Annotated in this window: 27 protein-coding genes and 1 other RNA gene; 9 read left to right on the forward strand and 19 right to left on the reverse strand. The window is 28.8% G+C overall.

Annotated elements, in window-relative coordinates:
* Positions 1-99: 99 nt before the first annotated feature.
* From Q0912_RS02615 to ribA, 11 genes are read right to left on the reverse strand one after another with little or no spacing between them, the layout of a single operon-like run.
* Positions 100-1,509: an oligosaccharide flippase family protein gene (locus Q0912_RS02615; protein ID WP_299111706.1), complete on the reverse strand. Its 1,410-nt coding sequence runs from the start codon at positions 1,507-1,509 to the stop codon at positions 100-102.
* A 3-nt stretch (positions 1,510-1,512) separates the two neighbouring features.
* Positions 1,513-3,216 (reverse strand): sulfatase-like hydrolase/transferase, encoded by a 1,704-nt coding sequence (locus Q0912_RS02620; protein ID WP_299111707.1) that lies wholly within the window; start codon positions 3,214-3,216, stop codon positions 1,513-1,515.
* 4 nt (positions 3,217-3,220) lie between these two features.
* Complete coding sequence (locus tag Q0912_RS02625) at positions 3,221-3,982, reverse strand: methyltransferase domain-containing protein (protein ID WP_299111710.1); 762 nt, start codon at positions 3,980-3,982, stop codon at positions 3,221-3,223.
* On the reverse strand, positions 3,975-4,676 hold the full coding sequence (locus Q0912_RS02630) for a class I SAM-dependent methyltransferase (RefSeq protein ID WP_299111713.1): 702 nt from the start codon (positions 4,674-4,676) through the stop codon (positions 3,975-3,977). The genes Q0912_RS02625 and Q0912_RS02630 overlap by 8 nt, the downstream gene beginning before the upstream one ends.
* Positions 4,673-5,278 carry an isoprenylcysteine carboxylmethyltransferase family protein gene (locus tag Q0912_RS02635; protein WP_299111715.1) on the reverse strand — a complete coding sequence of 202 codons (606 nt, stop codon included), beginning with the start codon at positions 5,276-5,278 and terminating at the stop codon, positions 4,673-4,675. The genes Q0912_RS02630 and Q0912_RS02635 overlap by 4 nt, the downstream gene beginning before the upstream one ends.
* Positions 5,278-6,213 (reverse strand): glycosyltransferase, encoded by a 936-nt coding sequence (locus tag Q0912_RS02640; protein ID WP_299111717.1) that lies wholly within the window; start codon positions 6,211-6,213, stop codon positions 5,278-5,280. Before Q0912_RS02640 ends, Q0912_RS02635 begins: the two co-directional genes overlap by 1 nt.
* 8 nt (positions 6,214-6,221) lie before the next feature.
* Complete coding sequence (locus Q0912_RS02645) at positions 6,222-6,899, reverse strand: CDP-alcohol phosphatidyltransferase family protein (RefSeq protein WP_299111719.1); 678 nt, start codon at positions 6,897-6,899, stop codon at positions 6,222-6,224.
* 3 nt (positions 6,900-6,902) lie between these two features.
* Positions 6,903-7,277, reverse strand: a complete 375-nt coding sequence (locus Q0912_RS02650; RefSeq protein WP_299111720.1) for a 6-carboxytetrahydropterin synthase — start codon at positions 7,275-7,277, stop codon at positions 6,903-6,905.
* A gap of 3 nt (positions 7,278-7,280) precedes the next feature.
* Positions 7,281-8,216, reverse strand: a complete 936-nt coding sequence (locus tag Q0912_RS02655; RefSeq protein ID WP_299111722.1) for a hypothetical protein — start codon at positions 8,214-8,216, stop codon at positions 7,281-7,283.
* Positions 8,213-9,163, reverse strand: a complete 951-nt coding sequence (locus tag Q0912_RS02660) for a RibD family protein (protein ID WP_299111724.1) — start codon at positions 9,161-9,163, stop codon at positions 8,213-8,215. Before Q0912_RS02660 ends, Q0912_RS02655 begins: the two co-directional genes overlap by 4 nt.
* A complete protein-coding gene (gene ribA, locus Q0912_RS02665) occupies positions 9,160-9,762 on the reverse strand; it encodes a GTP cyclohydrolase II (protein ID WP_299111726.1) in 603 nt (200 codons plus the stop codon). The genes Q0912_RS02660 and ribA overlap by 4 nt, the downstream gene beginning before the upstream one ends.
* Positions 9,763-10,302: 540 nt before the next feature.
* On the opposite strand from ribA, the gene Q0912_RS02670 reads away from it, so the two are divergent.
* From Q0912_RS02670 to Q0912_RS02705, 8 genes are all read left to right on the forward strand, one after another.
* Complete coding sequence (locus Q0912_RS02670) at positions 10,303-11,568, forward strand: phage integrase SAM-like domain-containing protein (protein ID WP_299111729.1); 1,266 nt, start codon at positions 10,303-10,305, stop codon at positions 11,566-11,568.
* Between the two features lie 3 nt (positions 11,569-11,571).
* Positions 11,572-12,558, forward strand: a complete 987-nt coding sequence (locus tag Q0912_RS02675; protein WP_299111732.1) for a hypothetical protein — start codon at positions 11,572-11,574, stop codon at positions 12,556-12,558.
* A gap of 100 nt (positions 12,559-12,658) precedes the next feature.
* A complete protein-coding gene (locus tag Q0912_RS02680) occupies positions 12,659-12,946 on the forward strand; it encodes a helix-turn-helix domain-containing protein (RefSeq protein ID WP_299111734.1) in 288 nt (95 codons plus the stop codon).
* Positions 12,947-13,016: 70 nt separating this feature from the next.
* On the forward strand, positions 13,017-14,483 hold the full coding sequence (locus Q0912_RS02685) for a hypothetical protein (RefSeq protein ID WP_299111735.1): 1,467 nt from the start codon (positions 13,017-13,019) through the stop codon (positions 14,481-14,483).
* Positions 14,484-14,595: 112 nt separating this feature from the next.
* Entirely contained in the window at positions 14,596-14,952 is a 357-nt protein-coding gene (locus tag Q0912_RS02690) for a hypothetical protein (protein ID WP_299111736.1), read from the forward strand.
* A gap of 266 nt (positions 14,953-15,218) precedes the next feature.
* The gene (locus Q0912_RS02695; protein ID WP_299111737.1) at positions 15,219-16,238 is read left to right on the forward strand and encodes an ATP-binding protein; all 1,020 of its coding nucleotides are present in this window, start codon (positions 15,219-15,221) and stop codon (positions 16,236-16,238) included.
* Positions 16,239-16,445: 207 nt separating this feature from the next.
* Positions 16,446-17,795 (forward strand): HEPN domain-containing protein, encoded by a 1,350-nt coding sequence (locus Q0912_RS02700; RefSeq protein ID WP_299111739.1) that lies wholly within the window; start codon positions 16,446-16,448, stop codon positions 17,793-17,795.
* A 123-nt stretch (positions 17,796-17,918) separates the two neighbouring features.
* Positions 17,919-18,902 (forward strand): hypothetical protein, encoded by a 984-nt coding sequence (locus tag Q0912_RS02705; RefSeq protein ID WP_299111742.1) that lies wholly within the window; start codon positions 17,919-17,921, stop codon positions 18,900-18,902.
* A 515-nt stretch (positions 18,903-19,417) separates the two neighbouring features.
* Here Q0912_RS02705 and Q0912_RS02710 read toward each other — a convergent pair.
* The 4 genes from Q0912_RS02710 to ssrA all read right to left on the reverse strand — a co-directional run bounded on the left by Q0912_RS02710 (position 19,418) and on the right by ssrA (position 20,636).
* A complete protein-coding gene (locus tag Q0912_RS02710) occupies positions 19,418-19,597 on the reverse strand; it encodes a hypothetical protein (RefSeq protein ID WP_299111743.1) in 180 nt (59 codons plus the stop codon).
* A 9-nt stretch (positions 19,598-19,606) separates the two neighbouring features.
* The gene (locus Q0912_RS02715) at positions 19,607-19,813 is read right to left on the reverse strand and encodes a hypothetical protein (protein ID WP_299111745.1); all 207 of its coding nucleotides are present in this window, start codon (positions 19,811-19,813) and stop codon (positions 19,607-19,609) included.
* 136 nt (positions 19,814-19,949) lie between these two features.
* Positions 19,950-20,135, reverse strand: a complete 186-nt coding sequence (locus tag Q0912_RS02720) for a hypothetical protein (protein ID WP_299111746.1) — start codon at positions 20,133-20,135, stop codon at positions 19,950-19,952.
* A gap of 106 nt (positions 20,136-20,241) precedes the next feature.
* Positions 20,242-20,636: a transfer-messenger RNA gene (gene ssrA, locus Q0912_RS02725) on the reverse strand.
* A gap of 210 nt (positions 20,637-20,846) precedes the next feature.
* On the opposite strand from ssrA, the gene Q0912_RS02730 reads away from it, so the two are divergent.
* The gene (locus Q0912_RS02730; protein WP_299111747.1) at positions 20,847-22,055 is read left to right on the forward strand and encodes an NAD(P)-dependent oxidoreductase; all 1,209 of its coding nucleotides are present in this window, start codon (positions 20,847-20,849) and stop codon (positions 22,053-22,055) included.
* Here Q0912_RS02730 and Q0912_RS02735 read toward each other — a convergent pair.
* The 4 genes from Q0912_RS02735 to creD all read right to left on the reverse strand — a co-directional run bounded on the left by Q0912_RS02735 (position 22,021) and on the right by creD (position 24,822).
* Positions 22,021-22,701, reverse strand: a complete 681-nt coding sequence (locus Q0912_RS02735; RefSeq protein WP_299111750.1) for a DUF1361 domain-containing protein — start codon at positions 22,699-22,701, stop codon at positions 22,021-22,023. The two genes, Q0912_RS02730 and Q0912_RS02735, sit on opposite strands and share 35 nt — an antisense overlap.
* Positions 22,664-23,062: a DUF2809 domain-containing protein gene (locus tag Q0912_RS02740; RefSeq protein ID WP_299111752.1), complete on the reverse strand. Its 399-nt coding sequence runs from the start codon at positions 23,060-23,062 to the stop codon at positions 22,664-22,666. The genes Q0912_RS02735 and Q0912_RS02740 overlap by 38 nt, the downstream gene beginning before the upstream one ends.
* A gap of 2 nt (positions 23,063-23,064) precedes the next feature.
* Entirely contained in the window at positions 23,065-23,370 is a 306-nt protein-coding gene (locus Q0912_RS02745) for a hypothetical protein (protein WP_299111754.1), read from the reverse strand.
* A 72-nt stretch (positions 23,371-23,442) separates the two neighbouring features.
* Positions 23,443-24,822, reverse strand: a complete 1,380-nt coding sequence (gene creD, locus Q0912_RS02750; protein ID WP_299111756.1) for a cell envelope integrity protein CreD — start codon at positions 24,820-24,822, stop codon at positions 23,443-23,445.

Genomic DNA, 24,822 nt, shown 5'->3' on the forward strand with positions numbered 1-24,822 from the left:
TTATTTGCCAATCAAAAAATAAGGTGAGTTAAAAAACTATATGATTCCCTAATGGAATTCTAAAAACTGTTAGTGCAATTACTTAAACGATTAAAATTTTTATTTCAGTATTGTGTACCCATCTTTGATATAAAAAAATACGAAGAAGCCAATTGAAATTATCATATAGATTATAGTAAATAAGACCTCTTGGATATAATATGTATTTATAAAATAAGAGCCTAAAATAAATATTAGGATATAGACAAGTGTCTTTTTATTTGGTAATAAATTCACTTTCTTAAAAAGAAAGTAAGTAAACATAGCAATGTTAATCACATAAGATATAGATAGAGCATAAAGTGCTCCGTATAATTTATATTTTGGGATAAGAAATATCATAAGTAATATCATAATTATTACTTTGATAAAAGTTACTGAAGACAGTTTAAGAGATTCTTTATAATAGACCAAAAGAAGACCATAAAATCTCACAGGTATAACCAGTAAAAACACAATCGAACCAGTGAAGATGTAATCTTTAATTACCAGATATTCAGTATTTTTAATAATATACTCTAAATTATATCCCAAAGTATTTACTAGAGTAAGAACAAGAATGCCAAAACCAATGTAAAGATTAAAATATTTATTTACCGTTGCTTTTCCTTCCTTTAAATCCCTATATACAAAAGGTCTTATGCCATCGTCTACTGCATTTAGAGATATTATAAGTAAGCCTAATAACTTTATTAATAAAGTATATAAACCAACACTTTTTAATCCAAGATTCAACTCAATTAAATATTTGTCTATTTGATTTTCGAAAGCAAAAAATAACAAAAAGGGTAATAATTTTAAACTATAGTTCAATGATGGGTATAGTAACTTTTTTTTAAGTTTAAATCTAAATAAATAAGTGTTTGAAATTGAAATTAAAACGAAGATTATAATATTAGGTATTAGAGCACCTAAGAGTAGTCCGTATGCTTTCAAATTATATTGAGTTACAAATATAATTTGAAAAAAAGCGGTTAAAATTATAAGACATAATGTATATCTAAGATAAATTTTGAGGTTAATTTCATTTTTTAGAAAAACAAAATAGAGCTTATTTATAACTTCAAAAAAGACAGATAATAAAGCTATTAGGCCATAATCATAAAACGATACTTCATTTGAAGTGAAAATTAATTCATAGATATTATTTCCAAAAAGAATATGTATGCAGGTGATTAAAAAAAATGATAATAAATGAACTATAAATAAATTACTTAGATATTCGCGTAACCGATCTTTTTTATTAAAATCGAAATAGAATGTATACAATGCATTTTTTAATCCTAAGGACCCAATTACTGCAATAATACCTGAATAGATTAATACAAGAGAAACTATTCCATAGTCTTCTGGACTTAAGTAGTTAAGAAATATTGGAAGTAGTAATAATGAAATACCAGATCTTAAAACAGAAAAGACACCAAATAGCAGTGTGGATTTAAAAGGATTTTTTGTTTTAAGAAAATTCATAAGTTAATATAGATGTATACCGTCTTCAAAAATTGGGAGCTCTGCTTTTTTATTTTCACCATAGACTTTATTTATAGCATAAAGAAATTTTGAAAAAAAAGATTCGTGTTTTTGTGTTTGCTGATTAGGAACTAAACCTTGAGTGAAATTAAACTCTTTAAATGCGTTTATAAAATCATTGTTTTTTGCAATCACATGTATTGGCGTAGACTTATCAATATCTGCAGGCGTTATAAATGGTGGCTGATGGTCACCAATTAAAACCATAATAGTGTTTTCTAAATCATTATTTAATAAAAACTTATGTATATAATCTAATTGATAGTGGATGGCAGTAAAATAATTTTTTAGATTATTCTTTTTTAAACCATCTGTTAGTTTAAAATCCTCTGTGTTATAATCCTCCCAATGATTCAATGTTTTTATGGGTGAAATATAATTATAGTGAGAATTTATAGTGCTTACACATAGAAAATATGGGGATGAATTTAATAAAGAGTGATAAGCATAATTAAGAGAGTATTCATCTGGTAAAGAAAATCTGTCTCCAAATATTGGTACTCTATTACCTCTGTAATTAAAATCATCATATAACATTAAATGATCAAAAGGATAAGTGTTTTTTATTTTTTGCCAATCTACCTCGTTTTTATCATAGGATAAGGTGGTGCTCATAGTTGTTTGGTAGCCAATATTGTCTAAAAATTTGGGTAATGACTCTAGATTTGAAGCATAATCTGTGTGGCTAAAAATAACTTCGTGTGCAGCAATATCTTTAACTTTAGCTCCAAATAAAATACTAGAATGGCTCAGCCATGACCCTCCTGATGATATAGGTGATTTACTTAGTGTACTAACTGTTTTATAGTTTTTGGTGTTTATTGATGTGTTAATATCATTTAATTTTTTTTTGATCTCTATTCCATATTTTTCATCAGATAAAGCGAAGCTTCCATAAGATTCTAAAAAAATTAAAATAACATTAGGTGTATTTTTTAGTGTAATGTTTTTTGTGTAATTGTAGGGGGTATCATTATTTAGAGTTTTTAGTGATTGTTTTAGAGTTATACATTTTTTCAAATTAAAAATGAAATGTTTTATTAAAGAAAAACTCACACAGCTATGATATATACTATAGCTCACCTTTTTTATAGAATATAATGATACAAGTATATTGATTATTAAAATGCTACTGAAAACCCATTTGCCTTTAATTTGCTTTGAATTATAGATTAAAATGTCAGATAAGCTATAACTTAAAAAAACAACTAAGGTCATACAAATAAGTATAGTTATAATTGCTACGGGAATCTTTTTTTTATATACCATGATTCCTGTTTTTGCAAAATCTATATCGTTTAAAAGCATTGGCTCCTTCTTAAAAATCTTTATAATAACAGAAATATAGGTTATGTATACAAAGGATAATGTAGTAACTATAATAAATGGTATTTTGAGATAACTTGTATAGTTTTCATTAATTGTTAATAAAAGCAATGTGAGAATTTGTAGTTCAAAAATGAGTCTAAAAAAGTCGTCAGAATATCTTTGGTAAAGTATTTTTTTTAAAAAGAAATAAGGGGTTTCATCAAAAAAAGATTTTTTAGGGTAATCAATCTTTGCAAATTGGCCAATAAGCCAATAAGGAATAAAAACTAAAAAATTGATTCCTAAAAAACTAAGTATAAAAATTAGGGTTGATGTCATTTTTCTATTTCTTTCTGTATTCTATTACACAATATTTCATCATATTTTTTTTAAAAAGTTGTTCTAAATACAAACCACCTCTCATAATTGGGGCAATCGTTAATATGGGTTTTAGAATGGTTAATATTAGAATATTAATGTTCAGTTTAAAATAATTTTTAGTATTTAAATAAGGCGTAAGATCTTTTTTTATGGTAAAATCGGGAAAAAAATCATCCTTTTTAAGGATAACTTTTAGTGCCCAATCCTTAGCATATTTATCTATAAGAGATGGGTAATTATTATTGATTAATAAATCATCAATAATTACCAGTTTTCCATGTGGTTTTAAAGCTTTCTTAAGTGATTTTAGTGTTTTTTGAATGTTTAAAGTATGCTTTACAGATTCAATAGCTAGTATAAAATCAAAGCTGTTAGGTTCTAAATTATCATATGATTTTTGTTGGAAACTAACCAGGTTACTTATGCTAGCATTTTTAGCAAATGCTTTAGCTGTTTTTACTTCTTCATCACTAATACTTATACCTTTTACCTTACAAGAATAAAAATTAGCTAAGTATTGAGAACCATAACCAACACCACAACCTGCATCTAATATGGCTGCATTACTATTTATGGAGTAGGCCTTAGTGATCCATTCATAAATGTCATTAAAACCAAAGGTGTCAGATTTTAATTTCTTATGAATAGGATAAGGTGCTTTCTTATTTTTTCCTTCAAATAGAAATAATTGATTATATAATTTTTGTACTATAGCTTCAGACATCTTTTTTTAATAAAAAAATAAATTTCTCTGTTTTTGTAATAGGGTTGTTGTCATTAACCAATTGTTTATAGTTTATTTTCTTTAACCCGAATGATCTAAGTTTAAGCTTTTTAATGATGCTGTATTGGTCGGGATATACACCATCTATTTTATACCCAGCAGTTTTAAAAATTGTAGTCCATTCTTCTAGATTTTTAGCATCTTGATGTCCTTTTTTGTTTTTTAGATTTAATAAGGCTTTAATGTACTTCCAGCTATTGGCTTCAGAATTACGAACCAAAATACAGTAGTTGCAATCTTGCTTTCCTACTCTTTGCATTTCTTGCAATGCTAAGGGGATGTTTAGCATTCGCTCTAAAGAACCAATACAAGTCACCAGATCAAATGTTTTATCATTAAAAGGTAGCTCTTCAGCATTAGCAACCCTTGCATTAAAATCCGGAAATTTTTCTTTTATTTTTTCTATAGCTACACTAGAGATATCAATGCCGTAACTGTCTAATCCGTATTCAGTGCTAGCTTCTAATAGCCTACCTAATCCGCAGGCAATATCGAGATATTTTTGACCTTCTTTAGCGCCTAATAACTCTAAAAAAATGTAATATGCTTTTGTAGGTCTTAAATACCAGTTACCTCTTTTAGAATAGGTGCCGTTAAACCATTTTGTAACTTCTTGTTGCCTATTTGCTGTCATAAGTAACGTCTTGTTTTACTTTTATATAAGATATAGTCTTTTTTAAATTTTTTTTCTAAATATTCTTCTTCCATAATTATTCTAAAATGAATACTAATAGCATAAGTGATGAAGCATACTATATATATTAGAGAAGGATAAATAAGGTTAAGGCCAATTAAACTAATGTATAGTCCTGTTTGGCAAGGATTTCTGGAGAATTTAAAAATACCTTCTGTTATTAAAACATTATTAATCCTTTTTCTTTTGGCTTGATGTATAAATAGAATATTAATAATCCTACCAACTATAACTAAAACTACACCTAAATATGCCATACTACTGTTTGTATAAAGAGGCTCTAACATATCTAAATGATAAAGTAACGGTAATAGATATAATATATATGTGACTATAAGAGGTAAAACAAAAACAATGATTTTTTTTGTTTTTGACCATTTGAAAATTTGTTCTGTTTTCTCAGAAAAATATTCAGTATCTCCATTATTTAAAGAAAATATTTTTTTTGTAGAAACTACGCTTGGGATATTTACATAAATAATTTCATATCCTAAAGAGATATAGAAAATAGCAAAACTTATATGTATTAATAGGTCTAGCATTAGCCCTTTAATAATGTTTGAAATTCGTAATTAACCTTATCCCAAGTTCTGTTGATAGGGAGTTGGGATATATTAAAATTATAATCCGCAATTTTTCCTTCGTGTAAATCTTTTAGTACGGTTGAGAATTTTTCCATATTATGATTTTCTATACCAATGTAATTAGGATATTGGTTAAATAGATCTATATCACCTGTAAGGAATGCTAAACATGGAGTGCCAACTGAAATAGCTTCAAAAATTGACATCCCAAAGGATTCGTACTTTGATAAACTTAAAAATAAATCTGCTGTAACAAGTTTTTTGTAAATCTCATCTTGACTAATATTAAAATAAAAATGGATACGGTTTTTTAAGCTCTTGTTTTTTAACGACTTGCATATAGATTTAGCATAATTAGGTTCTATGGTGTTATTTCCAATAATATGTATTATAATATTGGATTTGTTGATATTTTTTAAAATAGGTATTAACCACTCATAACGTTTCCTCTCTATGAAATTAGCATTAATAACTATGTTAGTGATCTTGATACTGTGGTTATTTTTAGCCTTCCAGTGATTAGGTATGCCTGGCCTTATAACAAAGATATTGTCGTTACTGAGTTTCCATTTTGCCATCAATTCTTGTTTTATGGGGTTTCCTGTTACAATAAATGAGGAGTTAGTTCTGTAGAAATCAATAATATTAGAAGGTAATTCAGGTATAAGGTGTATAAGAGCTATAATACGATGTGTAAGTTTTAGGGATTTGGTATCGATCTCTTCCATGCAAAGACTGTCAACAATAGTAATATCATAATTTTTATCTGAAGGAGTAAGGTTGTAATCTACTTCAAAATTATTTTGTCGTAAACTTTCAATAATTTGAATATTGTATATGTTTCCACCAGAAATAACGTTGAGAGGTATGCAATTTATAAATTGAATTTTCATCTACAGTATCATTTATGGTATTGAATAATTCCTATTAAAAATGAAACCGCTATAGCCAATGATCCAATAAGTAAGATTAAGAATTGAATAGTGCCGCTAGTGATTAAACCAATTAATAAAATAATAAAATAACTGGCGGCTATTACGGTTGCATATGTCTTTTTGTCTTCTTTGACGTCTGGTTTTGGAAAACAAAATGTGTATATTCTAAAAAGATACCTTAATGCTCCAGGGATTAAAATCCACCACGAGACACCTCCGTATGTATAATAAAAATAGCACATTATTAGTACAAAAAACGCATCAATTTCCATGTCAAAATATTGACCAAAAAATGAGGATTCATTAAAATAACGCGCAGCAATTCCATCAAAAAAATCCAATATTACGGCTATACTTAGGCTATAAAAAAGTAAGTTGGTATCATTAAAGCTTATCAAATAAAAACTTAAAACAATAATTAAAAATCTTACCAATGTTAAAGTATTCGCTATACCAAAAATTGGTCTTGTATTAAGTAATTTTTTACGATTTATAAAAATCAATGCTATTATGGATATTGAAAACACGACCAGTAGTATGCTTAATTGCTTACTAACTAAAGCTATGATTAAAGCAGTGGTCATTGCAAAAGCATTGTAAATACTCCAGGTTTCAATATGTTTATCACTCAATATATCCATCATAGTTTATTTACCAGAGTAGCTTGCCCAAGCATCATGTGTTTCACCTAAGCAGACGCTTATTTGCCCTTCAAAAAACGCATTGACCTTTTCTTTTATGCTATCATGTATATATTTGGCCATAAATTCAGTTGTAGTTAGTTTATCCTTAAACTGTGGCAATTCATCCAAATTTTTATAATTTAAATGACTTAAAACCTCACTAGTCACTTCCTTGGCTTTACCTATATCTATGACCACATTGTGGGCATCTATATCTTTAGAATAAAATGTAACATCCACTACATATGTAGCGCCATGCATATTTTGAGCCGGACCAAAAAAAGGATGTGGTAGAGAATGTGCTATCATTATAGAATTTCTAACTTTTACAGTATACATATTTTAATATTTTATGAGATAAATAAGACCATTTGAAACATCGTTATTTCGTAAGGCATTAAAAAAAGCAGGGGCATCTTCAAAAGGAATTATGGTGGTAATCAATTTATCAAATATATTATGCCTTAAAATATCTACTGCTAACAACTTACGTTTGTAATAATCAAATTCCTTGCGTTTGCGTATTGGAATTCTTGAAACTTGACTAGCAATTAATCGCAGTCTGTTTTTATGAAAATTCTCACCAAACTTCACAGTTGTTTTCGATGTGCCGTACCAACTTAATTCTATAATTTGCCCTTCTTCATTTGTATTATCAATACAAAATTGGAGCGCTTCTTCATTGGCAGCAGTATTAAAAATGATATCAAAACTACCGTTACCTTCATAGATTTCAAAACCTAATTCTGATGCCTTTAGTTTTCTCCACAAATTAACTTCTATGATCTTTACGTTTAAGTTATAATGATATTTCAATGTAACTGCTAATAATGATCCTATATTACCAAAACCGCTAATTGCTATAGTTTTGTCTTGGTCTATATCACTATCCCATATAGCATTTATAACCGTTTCCAGATTACTAATAAGTGGTATGCGTTTTAACGGAAGATCTTGACATGCATTAAAAATTGAAGGTGCATCAACTATACAGTTATTTTGGTGAGGATGCATAAGATGAACTTTTTCACCATTTTCTATAATACCAGATAAGGCATAACCGTATTTTATAGGTAAATTGAAGCTACCTTCCATATAAGGAATAGTCATGTAATTCTGAATAGTTTTGGGAACCCTTTTATTTAATACTAAGGATTCAGTCCCCAGGCTAATCATAGAGTATTTGCTCTCAACATAGTGCTTCAAAGATATATTGTTAGGTACCTTAGTAGATCTAATCTCAGTTTGTGTTGAAGTATGCCATAACGATCTAATCATACCAAACCTGCTGTTATCATAAACGAATTACCTATCTGCGTTACATACATGTTTTTAAGTTTATGAGTTTCATTTACAAGATTTACTGCTGGTAATTTTACAGCTTTAATACCACTTCCAAATAGCATTGGGGAAATATGAAATTGAATGGTCTTAGCGAATTTGGTTTCGATAAATGTACTTAGAGTAGTGCCACCACCTTCAATTAGTATGGATGTTATGTTTTCATCTTTGCATTTTTGAAGAAGATCTAATATTTTATCTTTTTTGGATTTTCCTTTAAACGATATAATTTTATCGAAATGATTGGTGTAATCGTCATAACTATACTCTAGATCTCTAAGTAAATAAGTTTTACAATTAGCAATCTTTTTTAGTGAAGATAAATTTTTACACTTGTTTGACAGAATTAATCTTTTAGGATTATCTCCTTTTACATGTCTAACATTTAGTGAGGGTTTATCGTTTAAAACGGTTTTTCCTCCTACTAAAACGCTATCAAAAAGAGCTCGTAATCTATGCGCATGAATTAAGTTTTCATCATTACCAATCCACTGAGAAGAACCAGAGGTAGTTGCCAAATAACCATCAAGTGATGTTGCAGAATGAATGAATATATAGGGTAGATTTGTGTTGAGGTGGCATAATACACTCAATGGCCAATAATTTTGTAAGACAGCAAGCAATTCACTTGAAATATTTGTATAAACAAAAAACAAAAGTCCTTCAAAAGGAATTTTTATACGTCTGTAGCTTGATAAATTAGTGTTTTCAGAGAGCTCGCTGTTAGACTTTAGCAAAATAGCAGTGTAATTAGTATTAAGGTTTACAATACTATATATTTCAGAGAAAGACTTGCCATTAAAAGCCCAACCCAAAATATTCTTAGTTATTGTTTTGTTCTTTAACTCCAGTAATTTTTGCCAAAGCGTATCATCTACTTTCATAATTTTGTCAAAAAATGCCCGAAATGATCTTTTTTAGTTTTTAGATAACTGTAATTAGTTTCATTTGGATGGGATTCTATAGGTATTCTCTCAACAACATTAATTTTTTTATCATTGAAAAAATCCAATTTATCAGGATTATTAGTAAGTAATCTTATATTTTTTACATTAAAATAATCTAAAATTTTTATGGCATCGTTATATTGCCTTTGGTCTTCTTCAAAACCAAGCATTTTGTTGGCTTCTGCAGTATTATAACCCTCATCTTGCAAACAGTAGGCTTTTAACTTGTTAATAATACCAATACCTCTGCCTTCTTGTCTTAGATATATTAAAATGCCCGAATGTTCTTGAATAAACTTTAACGAATGTTGTAATTGTTCACCACATTCACAACGTTTAGAGCCAAAGAGGTCGCCTGTCATACACTCGGAGTGAATTCTAACAGGTAAATTTTCACTCCAATTATGTTGATCTGTAAACAGCGCAATATGAGGCATTAAATCTTCAGTAGAATCTGTAAAGGTAGCTATGTTAAAATTACCATAAATGGTTTCCATATTTACCTTGCTTTGTAACTTCAAAATTTTGTCTTTCATTTATAATTATTAGCTGCCTTAGTCAATTAGGTTGAAAAAATCTTACAAAGAATACCATTCTTTTATAATATGCATAATTTAAAAAATTATTCTTATACACATTAAACAACTTAAAGATTAATTCTCCTGAATTTTTTTTAATCTATTAAAAAGGGGATATTTTTAAATGAAATAATGTTAACTATAAGTGTTAAACCAAAAATCTTCTTAGCTTTATTGATAGTGTTAGATACAATTAATAATAAACTGAAAAACATTCTGAAAATACTGATTTGCTTAAAAAGAAGATGCCAGTTCTTGAATATTTAAGCAATCTATATAAATCACATATATTAGCCCATAACCAAAGAAGGTTATGGGCTCTACTCTGTGGAGTCGGAGGCTATTGAACTTATTAGTTGTTAATAATTAAAAACAAACCTAATTTCCTTGTTATTTCTTCAAATATAGTGATTTTTTACTGTTTAATATAATTTTGAATTATATTTGAATATAATAAAATTATCAACCAAATTATCAACTATACTATCAACCGGTAATATGAAGTACACATTCTTTCTCAAAGAACCGAATGGCAATAAAGAAAGTTTAATTCTCTTTTCATGTTATTTCAGTTCTGAGAGTAAACAATTCAAATATTCTACAGGAGAAAAGATATTACCTAAGTTTTGGAGTTTTAAAAACAATAGACCAAAACTAAAAGGGAGGAAAGAAGATCGTAGCCAAAATGCCAACTCAATTAATATTCAGCTAGGACGTTATACAGAAGCTTTTATAAGTACTCTGGCACTACAAAGAAAACTTAACGAACCATTAACTTCTGATATTCTTAAAAAAGAATTTGATGATACTTTTAAAAAAAGTAGAAAAGGGCGCAATGTTTTCTATGATGCTTACGATGAGTTCATGAATGAAAAAATAAAAAGAAAGGAATGGAAGCCATCAACAATAAAACGATATAATAATATAAAAAACCACCTCTTGGCTTTTGAAAAGCAATCGTCATATAAGCTCACATTTTCAAACATCAACGAAAAATTTTACACTGATTATACAGATTATTGCTATACAGAATTAGATCATGGGACTAATACATTTGCTAGAAATGTTGGGTTGTTCAAAACTTTTATGTATTGGGCTTATAGAAAAAATCACACATATAATGATAACTTTAGATACTTTAAAAAGCCAGAACGTGTAATCACTCAAGAAGTAGCATTAAACCTTAGTCAAATAAAAAAAATATTTGATTTTAATACTAAATCAAAATCATTGGAAAAGGTTAGGGATGTTTTTGTTTTTCAATGCCTAACTGGTTTAAGGTACGGTGAATTGGCATTAGTAAATAAAAGAACGGTTATTAATGACGTCTTGATAATTAAAGAAGATAAAGATGTTACTAAAGAAGCTAGGGAGATTCCGTTGTTTGAAATTACGAAGTACATTTTGAAAAAGTACAATTATAGTTTACCAATAATTTCTAATCAAAAACAGAATGAATTAATCAAGCAAGTGTTTATGAATGCTGAATTTGATTTTGATGTAGAATATACCAGGAATAAGAATAAACAAAAAGAGATTATTGTAAAACCATTCTTTAATAGGATATCTACGCATACTGCAAGGCGAAGTTTTATAACGATAATGAAAAAGAAAGGCATAGCCGATAAAACAATCATGAAAATGACAGGTCATCGAGACTTAAAAACTTTTACCAGTTATTACAAAGTTGATACTGAAGCCAAAATAGATGCGATGAAATTGGCCTTTGGTAGTATGGAATTGCCTAAACTCAAAAAAGCTTAATATATGAATGAAATCAAGTTTTTCGGTGTTTTGCAAAATTACAGTCTTGATATTTTAAACAAAGAAATAATAGAGATCCTACTTGATAAAAATGTTATAAGCAAAAGTACATTTCAAACAGAAGTTAATAAGTCATCAATTAAAGCTGAAGAATCTAAAAGTTTTGAATACTCTATTTTTTATGATAAGACTTCATATTTTATTTCAAAAGAGTTTTATAAGGAATTATATTATTTGTTACAGTTCTGTGTCGAAAAACATCTTTCGGGTGGGTATACTCTAGAAATTAATTCTTTAGAGCATAGTTTAAAGGGGTGTCTGAATAAAGATTCTAAAATCAAATATTTAGAAAAAAAATATTCTGAAATTTATAATGAAGATCAATTGGGATTTCCAGAGTATATGGCGGATGATACTAATTACTATAATTGGGATACTTACTTTGATGTTCAAATTGGAAATTCTAATCAATTCTTAATTGATTATTTGACATCGAAATTTCAGTTTATTTCTTGTTTAACAGATCCAGATGAGATACAAATACGAGATTTGGATATTTCCAATTGCTTATGGGAAATTATTTTAAATAATGAACATGAAGAGCTAAAAGAATTTTTACATGAATGGTCTAATTGCTTTGATAAAAAATGTATTTTAGAATACATTAAAAGAGAAATTGACAATTTGAAGCTTAATTCACATTCCAAAAATAAATTAAGTGCTTTGGAGATAGCTTATTATGCATACTACATGAAGGAGGCAAGAGAATCATTTACAGTCGAACAATTTCCCTCTGACGCAGCACATAAAGAACTTGGTGAAAGATTCAATACGAATTGGACTAACATTAAAAAAAACTATATAGAAATATCTACTAAAAAGAATCTTCGACTAAAAGCCACTAGAAGAGATAAGATTTTAAATTGTAAAAAGTTTTTAAAACCTAGTGCACTTAATATAGCAAATAAAGAAATTAAAGGTATTTATTAATGCTTTTTTTATTCATAGTACCTACTCCGTAGTTACTATAATGAATTGAATTTTTTAATTCAATTTAGTTTAGCGGTATTGTTAATTAAAACATTATCGCATGAATAGTATTGTTCAACTCCAAAATATTTCTAAATCTGAATTATTTGAACATTTAGAAAATCTCATTGATCGTAAATTAGAACCTTTCAATGCAATAAATAAAAATGAGAAATTGTCTGTACAAGAAGTTTCTGAAGAATTAGGAGTTACAGATCTCACAGTACATAATTACATCAAAAAGGGAATATTACCAGCTTTTAAAATAGGTCGTAGAGTTTTTATTAAACGTGTAGATCTTGATGATGCACTTAAAGAAGTGAAGTCATTAAGGTATCAAAGAAAATAAAAAGAGAAACCCTATAGCATTACCAGTACTATAGGGTTTTAATATTGTTTATTATAACAGCAACAAACAGATGCAAGATAACAAAAAAATAGCCACTACAGGCTTTAATAATTCTAGTGATACCAGAGTAGTTTATTTGGATAGCGATAAAGACTTAATTCATAGCGAAATTATAAAATCTGGTTCTCGAGTTATTACTTTTGAACATACCTTAATTTTAAGTTTTCTACATGAAAATGGATTTAGAAATTATCGAGAACAGCTAATCCGAGTTATAGATAATGTTGGTTCAGAGGTCACAAAAGAATCAATTTTTAAATTTCTTTTAAGTCATGTAGAATCCTTTGACGATAATCAGTTAATTAATGCTTATTATAAGCAAGGTGAATCTTTAATCTTAAAAAACAATGGGCTTATCCACGGTATCAAAGATGTTGAGTTTGAGCCTCTAAAAGATGTTGTAGATATTGGTTATATAGCTTATTTAAATGGTGTAGTGAAAGTCACTAAAAAGGATGTTATTATAATACCATATGTGGATCTTAAAAATTTTGTATGGCAAAATCATATAATAAATAGGTGTTTTTCTCTTATTGAGTGCTATGAAGATAGTCCAAATGTTTATAATAAATGTCTTCGAAACTCAACAAATAATGAAGAACATTATAAGAGTATTATTTCTGCAATTGGAAATTTGATACACAAATATAAAGACCAAAGATTAACAAAGGCAATAATCATTAATGATGAGAACCTTTCTGAAAAAGATGAGCAAGGTGGAAGTGGTAAAGGTTTAATAGTAAAATCCGTTAGTAAAATCCGACCTACTTTAATCATCAATGGTAAGAATGCTGATCCATCCAGGAATCGTTTTTTTCTACAAGGTGTAACGAGTACGACTTGTGTAATATCAATAGATGATCCACCTAGAAATGTGATTTTTGATGATTATTTTTCTCTTTTAACAGATGAAATGACAGTTGAGAAAAAGCATAAAGGAGCATTAATTATACCTTATAAAGAAAGCCCAAAGTTTGCTTTTACTACAAACTATACTATAAAAGGGAGCTCTTCAAGTCATAAAAGGAGAAGGTTCGATATTTTTCTAAACAGTTTCTATAATTCAGATCATACACCTTCAAATGATTTTCATCATGAATTTTTCTATGACTGGGATGATAACGAATGGTCCAAATTTGATTTTTTCATGTCGCTCTGTCTTCAAACGTTTTTAAAAGAGGGATTAATAGTTTATAATAATGAAGAGCTTATACTCAAAAAGCTTAAAAATGAGACTTCAGCAGATTTCTTTGAACTGATGGAAGTTGATTACACTTCCATGACAAAATATTCTTTACCAGACATGAGATCTAAGCTAATAAATATTTATGGTGATAAATACCTTTTTTTAAACAAGGAGACTTCTAGACTTATGGAGTGGGTAGAAAAATATAGTGCTTACAAAGGCTATGTTTTTAGTAAAGGTAGAGCTAGTTATGGGATGTGGTTTTCTTTTTCATTAAAAGAAAAAGTGTAGCATGTGTAGTGTTTTTAAAAATAATGCGTATATGAAGTACATATATAGTTATATAGATTTTTTAAGATTTTGCTACACATGCTACATGAAAACTTTCGAAGTATCATGATATATGGTGACTGAAAGGCAGAAATATAATAGAAATAAAGTATTCTTGGAGATAAAGAATGAACTAGATAAAATGTCAAAGTATGATTCGGAAATGGATAATGTGAGAGTTGATATTAAATTTAGAGAGAAAGAAGATCGTAGAGGATTTCTTTTTTATATATTCTTACGTGATTATACAGATTACAGCTCTCTAAAATATTACCTAAATACAGCATTTGATAGAGTTATAATAGCAGACAAGGAAGACAAATCTCTTACTAATTTAGACATAATGCTTAGAACTAGGTTAGGATCTGATAGAATTGGAAAAATCGTAAACATAGATTTAATTAAAAAAGAAATGAGGTGTGAAAATTAATATTGTTGTTGAAATAGTTGTTATTCTTAAATCTCTTTGTCTATATGGATTTTTTAGCTGATTTTGGCATATTAACAACCAAAAAACAACCAAAAAACAACCAAAAAACAACCAAAAAACAACCAAAAAATAACCAAAAAATAACCAAAAAATTATTGTTGTTGCTTATATAAGTGTATTTTTATTAGTGTTTATCATAGTGGGGATAAAGACATTGTTTTTGTTTTCTCGTTGTAGCCAATTAAACCAAATCACGAACTGAATTAATGATTTCAACCGAAGAACTACTTAAAATTCTTGAAAAAAGTGAATCTTCAACTTTAGATTTTAAAGAAGGCTTTTATGATTTTGCAAATGACAGAGACTTAAAAAACACTGCAAAATTCATAAAAGACGTTATTAGTTTTTCAAATACAATTAGAAACGAAAATGGGTTTATTCTTTTTGGAATAAAAGAAAAAGCGGACAAAAATATAGAGTTGATTGGGCTAAAAAATTCAATAGATGACTCAATTCTTCAAGAGAAAGTAAAAGACAAAGTTTTTCCACGACCATTTTTCAAATATTACGAACTGAATTATGAAAACAAAAAGATTGGAATTCTTGAATTTCCAATAGTAAAATACGAATTACCAATTACACCGACTGTAAAGTTAAAAGGTCTTGAGGTTGGAAAAGTTTATTATCGAAATGGCTCTTCGAATACAGAAGCTAATGCGATTGATGTTATCAGAATTAATGATTGGTTCAAATCATTACCTGGAAATTTAAAACTTACATTGTCTGACAAAATTTCTGAAATATTAAAAAGACTAACTTTAAATCAAGAGAAATTATCAGTAATAACTACTGATTTGCTCAATATTTCAAAAATTCACGGATTAACTGAACTCGAAATATTTTGTTCTGCACAAATAAAAGGAATAAAGCAGAACGAGGCTGAAAACCATAAATATAGAATACAAAAAATGTTTATTTCTCCAAATGGAATAGAAACTAATCCATATTCATTTATCGACATTACAACAGATATGATAAAAAAGGAAATGGAAAAAGATGATAGTTTTTTCGAATATAGGATGTTACTCAATCATTCAATTGTAAAAATCGAAGAGCTTCTTGAACGATTTAAAAATAATAAAACCTATGCTACTGTAAAAATGACTAGTCAGCATTTATTCGGTAAAGGAGATTATGACATCAATGTCTTTATTTTTGAGAATAACATAAAAGATGTTTATAGTAATATTAAACAAAAAACTATTGATGAACTAATGAAAATATAACTGGTTACATCAACGTGTATAAAACATAGCTAGTAAGTGCTAAACTGAAATGTTTGCGTTTACTTTCAAAAATCGCCAAATTTTTAATTTGGCTTTAAAGAGAAGAGTTAAAATAAAGTATAAAAATTCGGATTTGTGTTTATCCGAAAAGTTAGTGTCTTTTTGCGCGCTACGTTTCATACACAAATCCATTAGATTCAATACAGAATGACATCGAAGATAGAATATAAAGGGCAGTGGAAGTTACCAGATGATGAAGATTGGATAAATGGAACTTTAACCTTCGACCCTGAATTTGGTGGAAAATTAGAATTATTCGGTACATTTAATCCAAGTTTTCTTGACCGGTCTAGCAAAGAAATAATTTTGGGTAAAACAAATCATGGAGAAATTACCTTAATTGATAATTGGTATAGAACAAAAAAAGTAACTAACCATACTGGAATTACAATTGGAATTTATGAGCCAATTATAATTATAAAAGGTCATAACTTCAAAGAAGAATCAGAAATAAACTTTCAAAAAGTAATATTTAAACCATTCAATTTGTTTCAATGGTTATCTAAAACTGGGCAGAAGCATGATTTTAGAAATCAAAGTAGCTCTTATTCCTTGCACTATGAAGAAGTTCCTAGAATTGAATTTGAATTAGATGAAAATTGTAAAGGATACATTAGCTTCGATGCACCTATTAGCTTGAATGCAGATTACAATGCAGTGAAATATAGAGAAGAAGCATATGTAAATCTAATTTATTCTGAAAAAGTTAATTATACTAAAATAATTGAAGATGTGACCATCTTTGTCCAGCTCATTACTCTACTTACTTTTGAACAAAGCTATCCTATTGACATTACGTTAAAAGACAAAGATTATACTACTGAACAAGGTAGATTCCAAGAAGAAAAATTCATCAAGTGTTTTTACCGTACTTCTTTCTACAGTAAAAAACATAAATTGAGAAATCAAGGTCAACACATAGTAAGATATTCAGAAGTTGAGGATAATTTTCCAAAAATTATTCAGAACTGGTATAAGCTATATAATGAGATGGAATCAGTAATTATTTTAATGCTTCAACATTTTAAAAGTAAATATTTATTTTCTTCAGATAAATTTATGGACAGTATAAGAGCATTAGAAAGTTATCATCGACGAAATTTCAACAATGAAAGAATTTCCAAAGAAAAATTCGAAGAACTTGTTGTAGATATTAAAAGTCAAGTTAATTTAAGTGATGAAGACAAAAAATGGTTGAGTAGTAGATTAATTGGTAATGAACCAAGTCTAGCAACTCGATTAAAAGAGCTAGTTAATAACAATCAAAATGAGTATATCATCGAAAAAATACAAGACTTGAATAAATATTGCCATAAAGCAACTTCATCAAGGAATTATTATACTCATTATACTAAAAAACTAGAAAAGCGTGCATTAAAAGGGTCAAAACTCTCGGAAATAACACGAACAAACAGAGCTTTACTTTTTTCTTGTATTTTAAAAGAGATTGGAATACAAAACAGGCATTTTGAAAAAGGATTAAAACATAATTTGTGAAATAGTACAGCACTTAACGACGTGTTCCGTTCGTTTTAAATTACTGTCTTTCAGTTAAAAGAAAAGAACCATGCGAATTTTTCCGCAACAAAACCATACCCTAAACCGCTATCAAATATTATAATGACAAAAGATATAAGTTCAAACAAACAGAATACAGGTTTTCTAAGCTCAATAATTGGTAAATTATCTATTATATCAATTGGCTTAACGGGAATAGGAATACTAATAAATAATATGTATTTATTGGGGTTTGGTATTGTTGATTTCAATTTGCTTCAACCGAGAAATATCTTTACAGGAATAACCTTCGTGATATATTTATTTATATACTATATTATTTTTCAATTTAAGTTGGATTTTTTTAACTTAAAGAAGTATTCATATGTTTTAATAACTTCTCATCTTATAATTAAATTTTTCATTATCATAAATGGACTTTTTTACTTACTCAGAATTACTAGTCTACCATTTGACAATAATGAGTACCTTTTATTCTCTAAGTTATCAATTGGAATCCCGGGAGTATTTCTATTCATTTATTTATCTGATGCAATTTTCACTCATGAAGAAAGGAATACATTAATTCATCGAATAAGTTTTCCATTTTTTAAATGGCTTCTCATTCTAATGTCTATTTTTGTTTTTGTTTATTCATATGTTTTTATACCTGAATTTAAACAATTTGCGCAGTCACAAACTACTTTCTTATTCCTTGCTATTGCTATCTTTTTGTCAGCAAAAAATGCTCAAGCTAAAATAGAAATGGCACAAAATGGTAAAAAGAAATTTGAGCCAATAAAGTCATTTTTTACAGAAAACCATTTTGATTACGATCATATAGTTGAGAAATTTTTCAAATTTATAGTAGTAGCCTTTTTTATTGTTTATGGAATGTATTTATACAGTTCACACATTCACTCTAACATACCAACAAATTTTGGCGGTGCCCAAAAGTCTGAAATTTCTTTAGAACTCTCGAATGGTAAAAAGGTAAAAGGAGAGTTAATATTTCAAAATGAGAACAAGTATTATGTTCAAAAAGAAAGGGAGTTATTATTCATTAAGAAAGATGATGTGGCAAAAATTTATCTGATAAAGAAATAACTTATCGAACGAAAATAAGATCAAAAACAATAAAGTATACAACGTTTAGAAGCAAACGTTGCGATCACCTTTTTTAATCCTAAAAACCTTCATTAAACAATCATAAGTAGTTATATAGCATTAACTCCTTTGTTTATAGAGTTTTTTCATAAAAAACAGATAAGAATAAACGTTATTTTAACGCCTTATTTAACGTGTTTATAACGTGAAAAAACGTGTCACAAGAATACGTCACGAAATACGTTTTTTGCGTTACTATGTTCAACATGAAAGAAACGTAAAAGTAACGCGAATCGTTTTTGCGTTTTTTAACGTTGCGATTACCGTTTTTTAATCCTAAAAACCTTCATTTAATTCTATATAGTCTCTACTTAACAATTATAAGGGAACTATATAACATTAAACTCTTTATTTATAAGGGTTTTTAATGAAAAACAGATGAGAATAAACATTTTTTAACGCTCAATTAAACGTGTTGATAACGTGAAAAAACGTTTTACAAAAAAACGTTGCGATTACTGTTTTCTTTTTTCTTTACCATCTCTCGATAATAAAAATTCAATATCAATTCTCGTAATCTCTTTTTCTATTTCATTTAAGGTTTTTTTGTATTCTTCTTTAGTCATGTCTCCATTTTCAAATAGGTTCTTAGACCTCAATAATATAGAGGTTAGTTCTGATATATTATAGCTCATATTTTCTAATTATAATTCAAAGAAGTCTTTTAAATTGATGTTGTCTTTTTCGTATGAAAAGAATATCATTTCTGTTATCAAATCTTTCTTAATTTTTTCTATTTCATTTATATAGTCATCCTTTAAAAAAAGATGCTTTGATTCTTTTAATTGAAGTAATTTTTTTAAATAGTATTTATTGCTTGGGTTCATATAATATTTTTGGTGTGGACCCATAATGATTAATTATTAGATGTTAATACTCACAGGCAACAGTTGATATTTATAATCGAAGTTTGCGTTGAGTTTTTCTAAAGTTAACGTAAATAAACGTTAATTAAGCGTGTAAGCAATATGACGTTTAATTGGTGAATTATGATTGATATTCGATTAGTTTTAGGAGAAGCTTTTTGGAATCAACTTCGTTCCAATTTGTATGATCAATCATCTGTTTTAGCTTAGAACGTTTTTCTTTAATCTGGTTTTCCAAGAACTCGTCTATTTTCTTCAATAGTTGATTACTTTCTTTAGAAGTTAGTGTTGTACTTATTGTTTTCATAATTTAAAATTTACATTAAAATGATTGGAAATTATCAACTCAATTATCAACTCAATTATCAACCAAAAAATAAAACCCTTGTATTTATGGTAAATACAAGGGTTTATAGTGGAGTCGGAGGGACTCGAACCCTCGTCCAAACAAGTAACCAAAGAGCTTTCTACACGCTTAGTCTATACTTGAGTTTTCGATTATAAGCTGGTTAAAGACAACCTACTTATAACTTAGCTTCTAAATCTCGAAAAGGCATCAAAGCGCTACCCGATCTTAGTTAATATTTACGATGCCTCTAAAAAGAACGCCATTAACTAAGGCTTTCTGGAGACATAAAGCTTGCTCACCTTGTGAGCCGAGGCTTAATCTTACTATAATTCAGATTATGCAGCTAAAGCGTAGTTATTCTCGCCGTTTAAAATTTGGTCTAGCCTTTTACGTGTGTCAATGCCATTACACGACGTGCTTACCATTTAATTAATCTCGCTGTCAAAACCAGTCGACCCCTTAATGAGATAGCAAAATCTTGTTTTGCGAAATCAAATTAACCCTGAACTAGTTTCAGGGTCTCATCAATAAATGATATCCCTTTTCTTATAAAAAGGATGGCGAAGTTACAAAAAAAGTTGTGCAACCTCTTAAATCCAGTTATTTTCGTGCAAAAATTTTTCCAGAGTAAAAATTGACAGTTTTGTCAGTTTTTAAATCAATAGTACTATGAAATTTGCCATAATAAAAGAACGTAAAAACCCACCAGATAGACGTGTTGTCTTTTCACCAGAAACCTTAGCAGAAGCCAGAAGCAAGTTTCCTGAAGCAGAATTTGTGGTAGAATCCTCTGATATTAGAGTATTTCCTGATTCAGCTTACGCTAAGTTAGGTTTTGAGGTTACTGATGATGTATCTGATGCTGATGTTATGATTGGTGTTAAGGAGGTTCCTGTTGAGCATTTAATTCCCAATAAAAAATATTTCTATTTCTCTCATACCATTAAAAAACAACCCTACAATAGAAAGTTGTTGTTAGCTATGTTAGAGAAAAATATAGAAATGTACGATCATGAAACTATTGTAAAGCAAAGCGGAGCAAGGTTAATAGGTTTTGGACGTTATGCAGGTTTAGTTGGTGCTTACAATGGGTTTAGAGCCTTAGGTTTGCGTAACGGGTTGTTTAATTTACCCAAAGTTGAAACACTTGCTGATTTAAATGAAGTAAAAGCTGAATTAGATAAAATTACCATTCCTAATATTAAAATTCTTTTAACTGGAACAGGAAAAGTAGCTTATGGGGCCAAAGAAATATTAGACCATTTAGAGATCAAAGAGGTTAGTGATGCGTTATACTTAACAACACCTAAATTTACTGAACCTGTTTACGTTATGGCTGATGTTATGGAGTATGCTAAACGCTCTGATGGTAAAGTAGGTGATAAGCGAGAATTCTATAAAGATCCTACAGGTTATAAAAGTAATTTTATGCCTTATGCTAAACAAACCGATTATTTTATTGCTGGGCATTTCTATGGGAATAATGCACCATACTTATTTACCAGAGAAGATGCAAGGCATTCAGAATTTAGAATCAATTTAGTGGCTGATGTATCTTGTGATATTGATGGGCCAGTGGCAAGCACAATTAGACCTTCTACCATTGCAGATCCCTTTTATGGTTACAATCCACAAACAGAACAAGAAACCGCTTTTGATGCTAAAGATGCAATAACAGTTATGGCAGTTGATAACTTACCATGCGAATTACCTAAAGATGCTAGTGAAGGTTTTGGTGAAACCTTTGTAGAGCATGTGATTCCTGCATTTTTTAATAATGATGAAAGAGGAATTTTAAAGCGTGCCAGAATCACTACTGAAGATGGGCAATTGACAGAACGTTTTAGTTACCTTCAAGATTATGTGGATGGAAATTAATAAGGTTTTTAAAAATCCAATAACCAATCAATAAAAATCCACTAAAGCCTAAAGTAAATAACCAAGCATCAGAATTTTGAAATGGCGATAACAAAATATGAAATACATCCGATATTAGAACTTGAGGATTACTAATAATTTCCCATGAGTTATAGCGCAAAAATCGACCGAGATAGACTCCAAATCCACATAGAAATATTATAAGCAGCGTTAATGTTGTAATTGGTAAACGCTTAAACTTTGACGCAATTAACTTTTGCATATCTAAGATAGAAAGGTAGAAGAGGAGTAAACCAGTTAAAGTAAAAGACAACACAACCAAGACGTCTAACCATAAGAGTGAATCGTTTCCAACTCTAATGTGAATTAAATCCGTAACGATATAAGGAGCATTAGGTAAAAATGCTAACCAAGCAAAAAACCAAAGTACAAGTTTAAGTTTATTGATTGCTATTTTTGAGCTTAGATACATGGTGATGGAGTATGGTATAATGGCTAAAAAGACATTCCACACTAGAAATAAATAGAAGAATGACTTGTTGAGCTTAATTCTTACCATTAGCGTTATAATGCTAAACGCTAAAGCTACTGTGACTAAGGATAAGGTTTTAAATTTTGACTGTATCAGTGTTTTTATGGTTTCCATTGTAATATTCTATTAATAAAACTGTAAGTATTCCTAAAGTGTAAGCAATAATATCTCCGAACTGAAATGTGCTTCCTAAAATAAGTTTAGCTGTAAAGCTATGTTGTAAATTAAAGTAGGTTAAGAAGGGCGTGAGTTGAAGCAATTCAATGCTATAGGCAATTAAGAGGACGACCAAAGCTGAGGCCCTCACACTCAGATTGGTGCATCCTCTAAAAATTGCATACAGTAAAATGACTACGAGATAATCGCCAAAAGTGTAGCGGATAAATCCTGTTTTTATAATAAATGCAATGGCTAATTCTATTAAAAAGATAGAATGGGCTAATGCTAAATAATGTTTATTGAATCGTAGTTTCATAGTTATAAACCAATTAATTTTAATACAATGATAAAATATGCTATAGCTATGGGTATATTCATTAATAATAAGCCGCAATGGTAAAATAGTTCTAGCCTATATTTCCAAAAATAAAATGCTGATAGTAATACAGAAATGAATATTAAAAGATTAATTATCACAGCGATGTAGACATAGAATATGCCTATAGTCACTATTGGAGTGTATGTTCTTGTTATTGCAAATAGAATTACCAAAATAGTACCTATTATAAAACTTACCAGAGCAGTAATTTTACAAGTGTTTTTTATGTTTTGGATAACTTTCATAACGTTTATGATTTAATGAAACCTCGCTTATTTTTTACAGAATAACTTATGAGCGAGGCGCATCACACTAACCTAACCATTGTGCCAATCTATTTTTCGTGACACATACATTACTATCGCTAAGATTATAAATAGGCCAATACTACCAACGAGTAAAGCATAATTTTCTAGTTGAATAACTACATAGATAAAAGCGTATAATGCTGTTAATGAAATGCCTATAAAAGCTGGGAACTTAATGTTTTTGAGTATAGATTTTGAATAAAGTGTTATCAGTAGAACAACCGAAACGCCTGCAATTAAGTATGCTTTTAAAAAGTTACTATGCTCTGATATGGATACTAACAATGTATAGAACATAATCAATGCTAACCCAATCATTAAATACTGAAAAGGATGAATGTGTATTTTACTCAAAGTTTGAATAAGAAAAAACAACAAAAAAGTTAAGCCTATAACTAAAAATCCATATTTGGCCGAGCGTTCACTTTTTTGGTATTCATCGACTAAAACAACGAACTTAGTTCCAAAGGCAAACTGATTTAGATTTGGAATTTTATTGAAGTACATATTGGAAAAAGCACGGTTAATAGAAAGGACTTTCCAATCTACTTTAAAACCATCTTTTGTAATACTTCGGGTCTCGTCATTAGGTGAGTAATTACCAATAAATCCAGGGTCTGCCCAATTAGAATCCATAGACATTACTGTAGTCTTACCAACAGGTATAAGCTTTATTTGCTCACTACCATCATAAGTGATATTCATATCATATTTAAAAGTGTTTTTCAGCATAACTTCATTTAAGAAGCCTGTTTCTAGCTCATCTAAGTGATTTTTATAATTATTGTTTTCACTAAAATTTGTTTCAAAGGGGTAAGAATTTCCATTAAGCTTAATTTCCATTTCAGTTTTTATACCTTTTAAATTGGTGGTTTTAAACAGCATTGATGCTTTATTCCACATAATATCCTCTTGTTTAATATCTTTAGAACTTAAGTCTATGGTATTAAAACGGCCATTCAATCTTATTTTTGAAGTAAAAACTGCAGATTCAAAATTTCCTAAGTGCAACGATTTTGATTTTACATTTGCATTGGTGCTTAGGGTTTCAGGAAATATGTAAGCATAATTAATATGTGTTTTAGTTTCTTTTATATATGCTTTAGTTTTTTCGTTAAAGGTTGAAGTTTCTGAGTAGGTCTTGTATGGAAGTTTTAAAATTGGGCCATACATTGTTACTTCATTTCCCCATTTGTTATTAATTTCTTTTACCACATCTTGCTGTCGGTATGCACGTTCTTCTATAAGGATATTAACATAGGTTAAAGGAATCAATAGAATCATTACGAGGATACCAACGATAATCATTCGTGCTGTTATAGATGTTTTTAACCAATTTCCAAATTTATTAGGTTGATTAGGTGTATTTTGTTTTTCTGTGTTTTCCAT

This window comes from uncultured Winogradskyella sp. (assembly GCF_947498345.1).
In the GTDB taxonomy this organism is placed as follows: domain Bacteria; phylum Bacteroidota; class Bacteroidia; order Flavobacteriales; family Flavobacteriaceae; genus Winogradskyella.

Coding starts and splice junctions, on each gene's coding strand:
- Q0912_RS02615 (WP_299111706.1), bottom strand. CDS start 1,509: ATGAATTTTCTTAAAACAAAAAATCCTTTTAAATCCACACTGCTATTT.
- Q0912_RS02620 (WP_299111707.1), bottom strand. CDS start 3,216: ATGACATCAACCCTAATTTTTATACTTAGTTTTTTAGGAATCAATTTT.
- Q0912_RS02625 (WP_299111710.1), bottom strand. CDS start 3,982: ATGTCTGAAGCTATAGTACAAAAATTATATAATCAATTATTTCTATTT.
- Q0912_RS02630 (WP_299111713.1), bottom strand. CDS start 4,676: ATGACAGCAAATAGGCAACAAGAAGTTACAAAATGGTTTAACGGCACC.
- Q0912_RS02635 (WP_299111715.1), bottom strand. CDS start 5,278: ATGCTAGACCTATTAATACATATAAGTTTTGCTATTTTCTATATCTCT.
- Q0912_RS02640 (WP_299111717.1), bottom strand. CDS start 6,213: ATGAAAATTCAATTTATAAATTGCATACCTCTCAACGTTATTTCTGGT.
- Q0912_RS02645 (WP_299111719.1), bottom strand. CDS start 6,899: ATGATGGATATATTGAGTGATAAACATATTGAAACCTGGAGTATTTAC.
- Q0912_RS02650 (WP_299111720.1), bottom strand. CDS start 7,277: ATGTATACTGTAAAAGTTAGAAATTCTATAATGATAGCACATTCTCTA.
- Q0912_RS02655 (WP_299111722.1), bottom strand. CDS start 8,216: ATGATTAGATCGTTATGGCATACTTCAACACAAACTGAGATTAGATCT.
- Q0912_RS02660 (WP_299111724.1), bottom strand. CDS start 9,163: ATGAAAGTAGATGATACGCTTTGGCAAAAATTACTGGAGTTAAAGAAC.
- ribA (WP_299111726.1), bottom strand. CDS start 9,762: ATGAAAGACAAAATTTTGAAGTTACAAAGCAAGGTAAATATGGAAACC.
- Q0912_RS02670 (WP_299111729.1), top strand. CDS start 10,303: ATGAAGTACACATTCTTTCTCAAAGAACCGAATGGCAATAAAGAAAGT.
- Q0912_RS02675 (WP_299111732.1), top strand. CDS start 11,572: ATGAATGAAATCAAGTTTTTCGGTGTTTTGCAAAATTACAGTCTTGAT.
- Q0912_RS02680 (WP_299111734.1), top strand. CDS start 12,659: ATGAATAGTATTGTTCAACTCCAAAATATTTCTAAATCTGAATTATTT.
- Q0912_RS02685 (WP_299111735.1), top strand. CDS start 13,017: ATGCAAGATAACAAAAAAATAGCCACTACAGGCTTTAATAATTCTAGT.
- Q0912_RS02690 (WP_299111736.1), top strand. CDS start 14,596: ATGGTGACTGAAAGGCAGAAATATAATAGAAATAAAGTATTCTTGGAG.
- Q0912_RS02695 (WP_299111737.1), top strand. CDS start 15,219: ATGATTTCAACCGAAGAACTACTTAAAATTCTTGAAAAAAGTGAATCT.
- Q0912_RS02700 (WP_299111739.1), top strand. CDS start 16,446: ATGACATCGAAGATAGAATATAAAGGGCAGTGGAAGTTACCAGATGAT.
- Q0912_RS02705 (WP_299111742.1), top strand. CDS start 17,919: ATGACAAAAGATATAAGTTCAAACAAACAGAATACAGGTTTTCTAAGC.
- Q0912_RS02710 (WP_299111743.1), bottom strand. CDS start 19,597: ATGAGCTATAATATATCAGAACTAACCTCTATATTATTGAGGTCTAAG.
- Q0912_RS02715 (WP_299111745.1), bottom strand. CDS start 19,813: ATGGGTCCACACCAAAAATATTATATGAACCCAAGCAATAAATACTAT.
- Q0912_RS02720 (WP_299111746.1), bottom strand. CDS start 20,135: ATGAAAACAATAAGTACAACACTAACTTCTAAAGAAAGTAATCAACTA.
- Q0912_RS02730 (WP_299111747.1), top strand. CDS start 20,847: ATGAAATTTGCCATAATAAAAGAACGTAAAAACCCACCAGATAGACGT.
- Q0912_RS02735 (WP_299111750.1), bottom strand. CDS start 22,701: ATGGAAACCATAAAAACACTGATACAGTCAAAATTTAAAACCTTATCC.
- Q0912_RS02740 (WP_299111752.1), bottom strand. CDS start 23,062: ATGAAACTACGATTCAATAAACATTATTTAGCATTAGCCCATTCTATC.
- Q0912_RS02745 (WP_299111754.1), bottom strand. CDS start 23,370: ATGAAAGTTATCCAAAACATAAAAAACACTTGTAAAATTACTGCTCTG.
- creD (WP_299111756.1), bottom strand. CDS start 24,822: ATGGAAAACACAGAAAAACAAAATACACCTAATCAACCTAATAAATTT.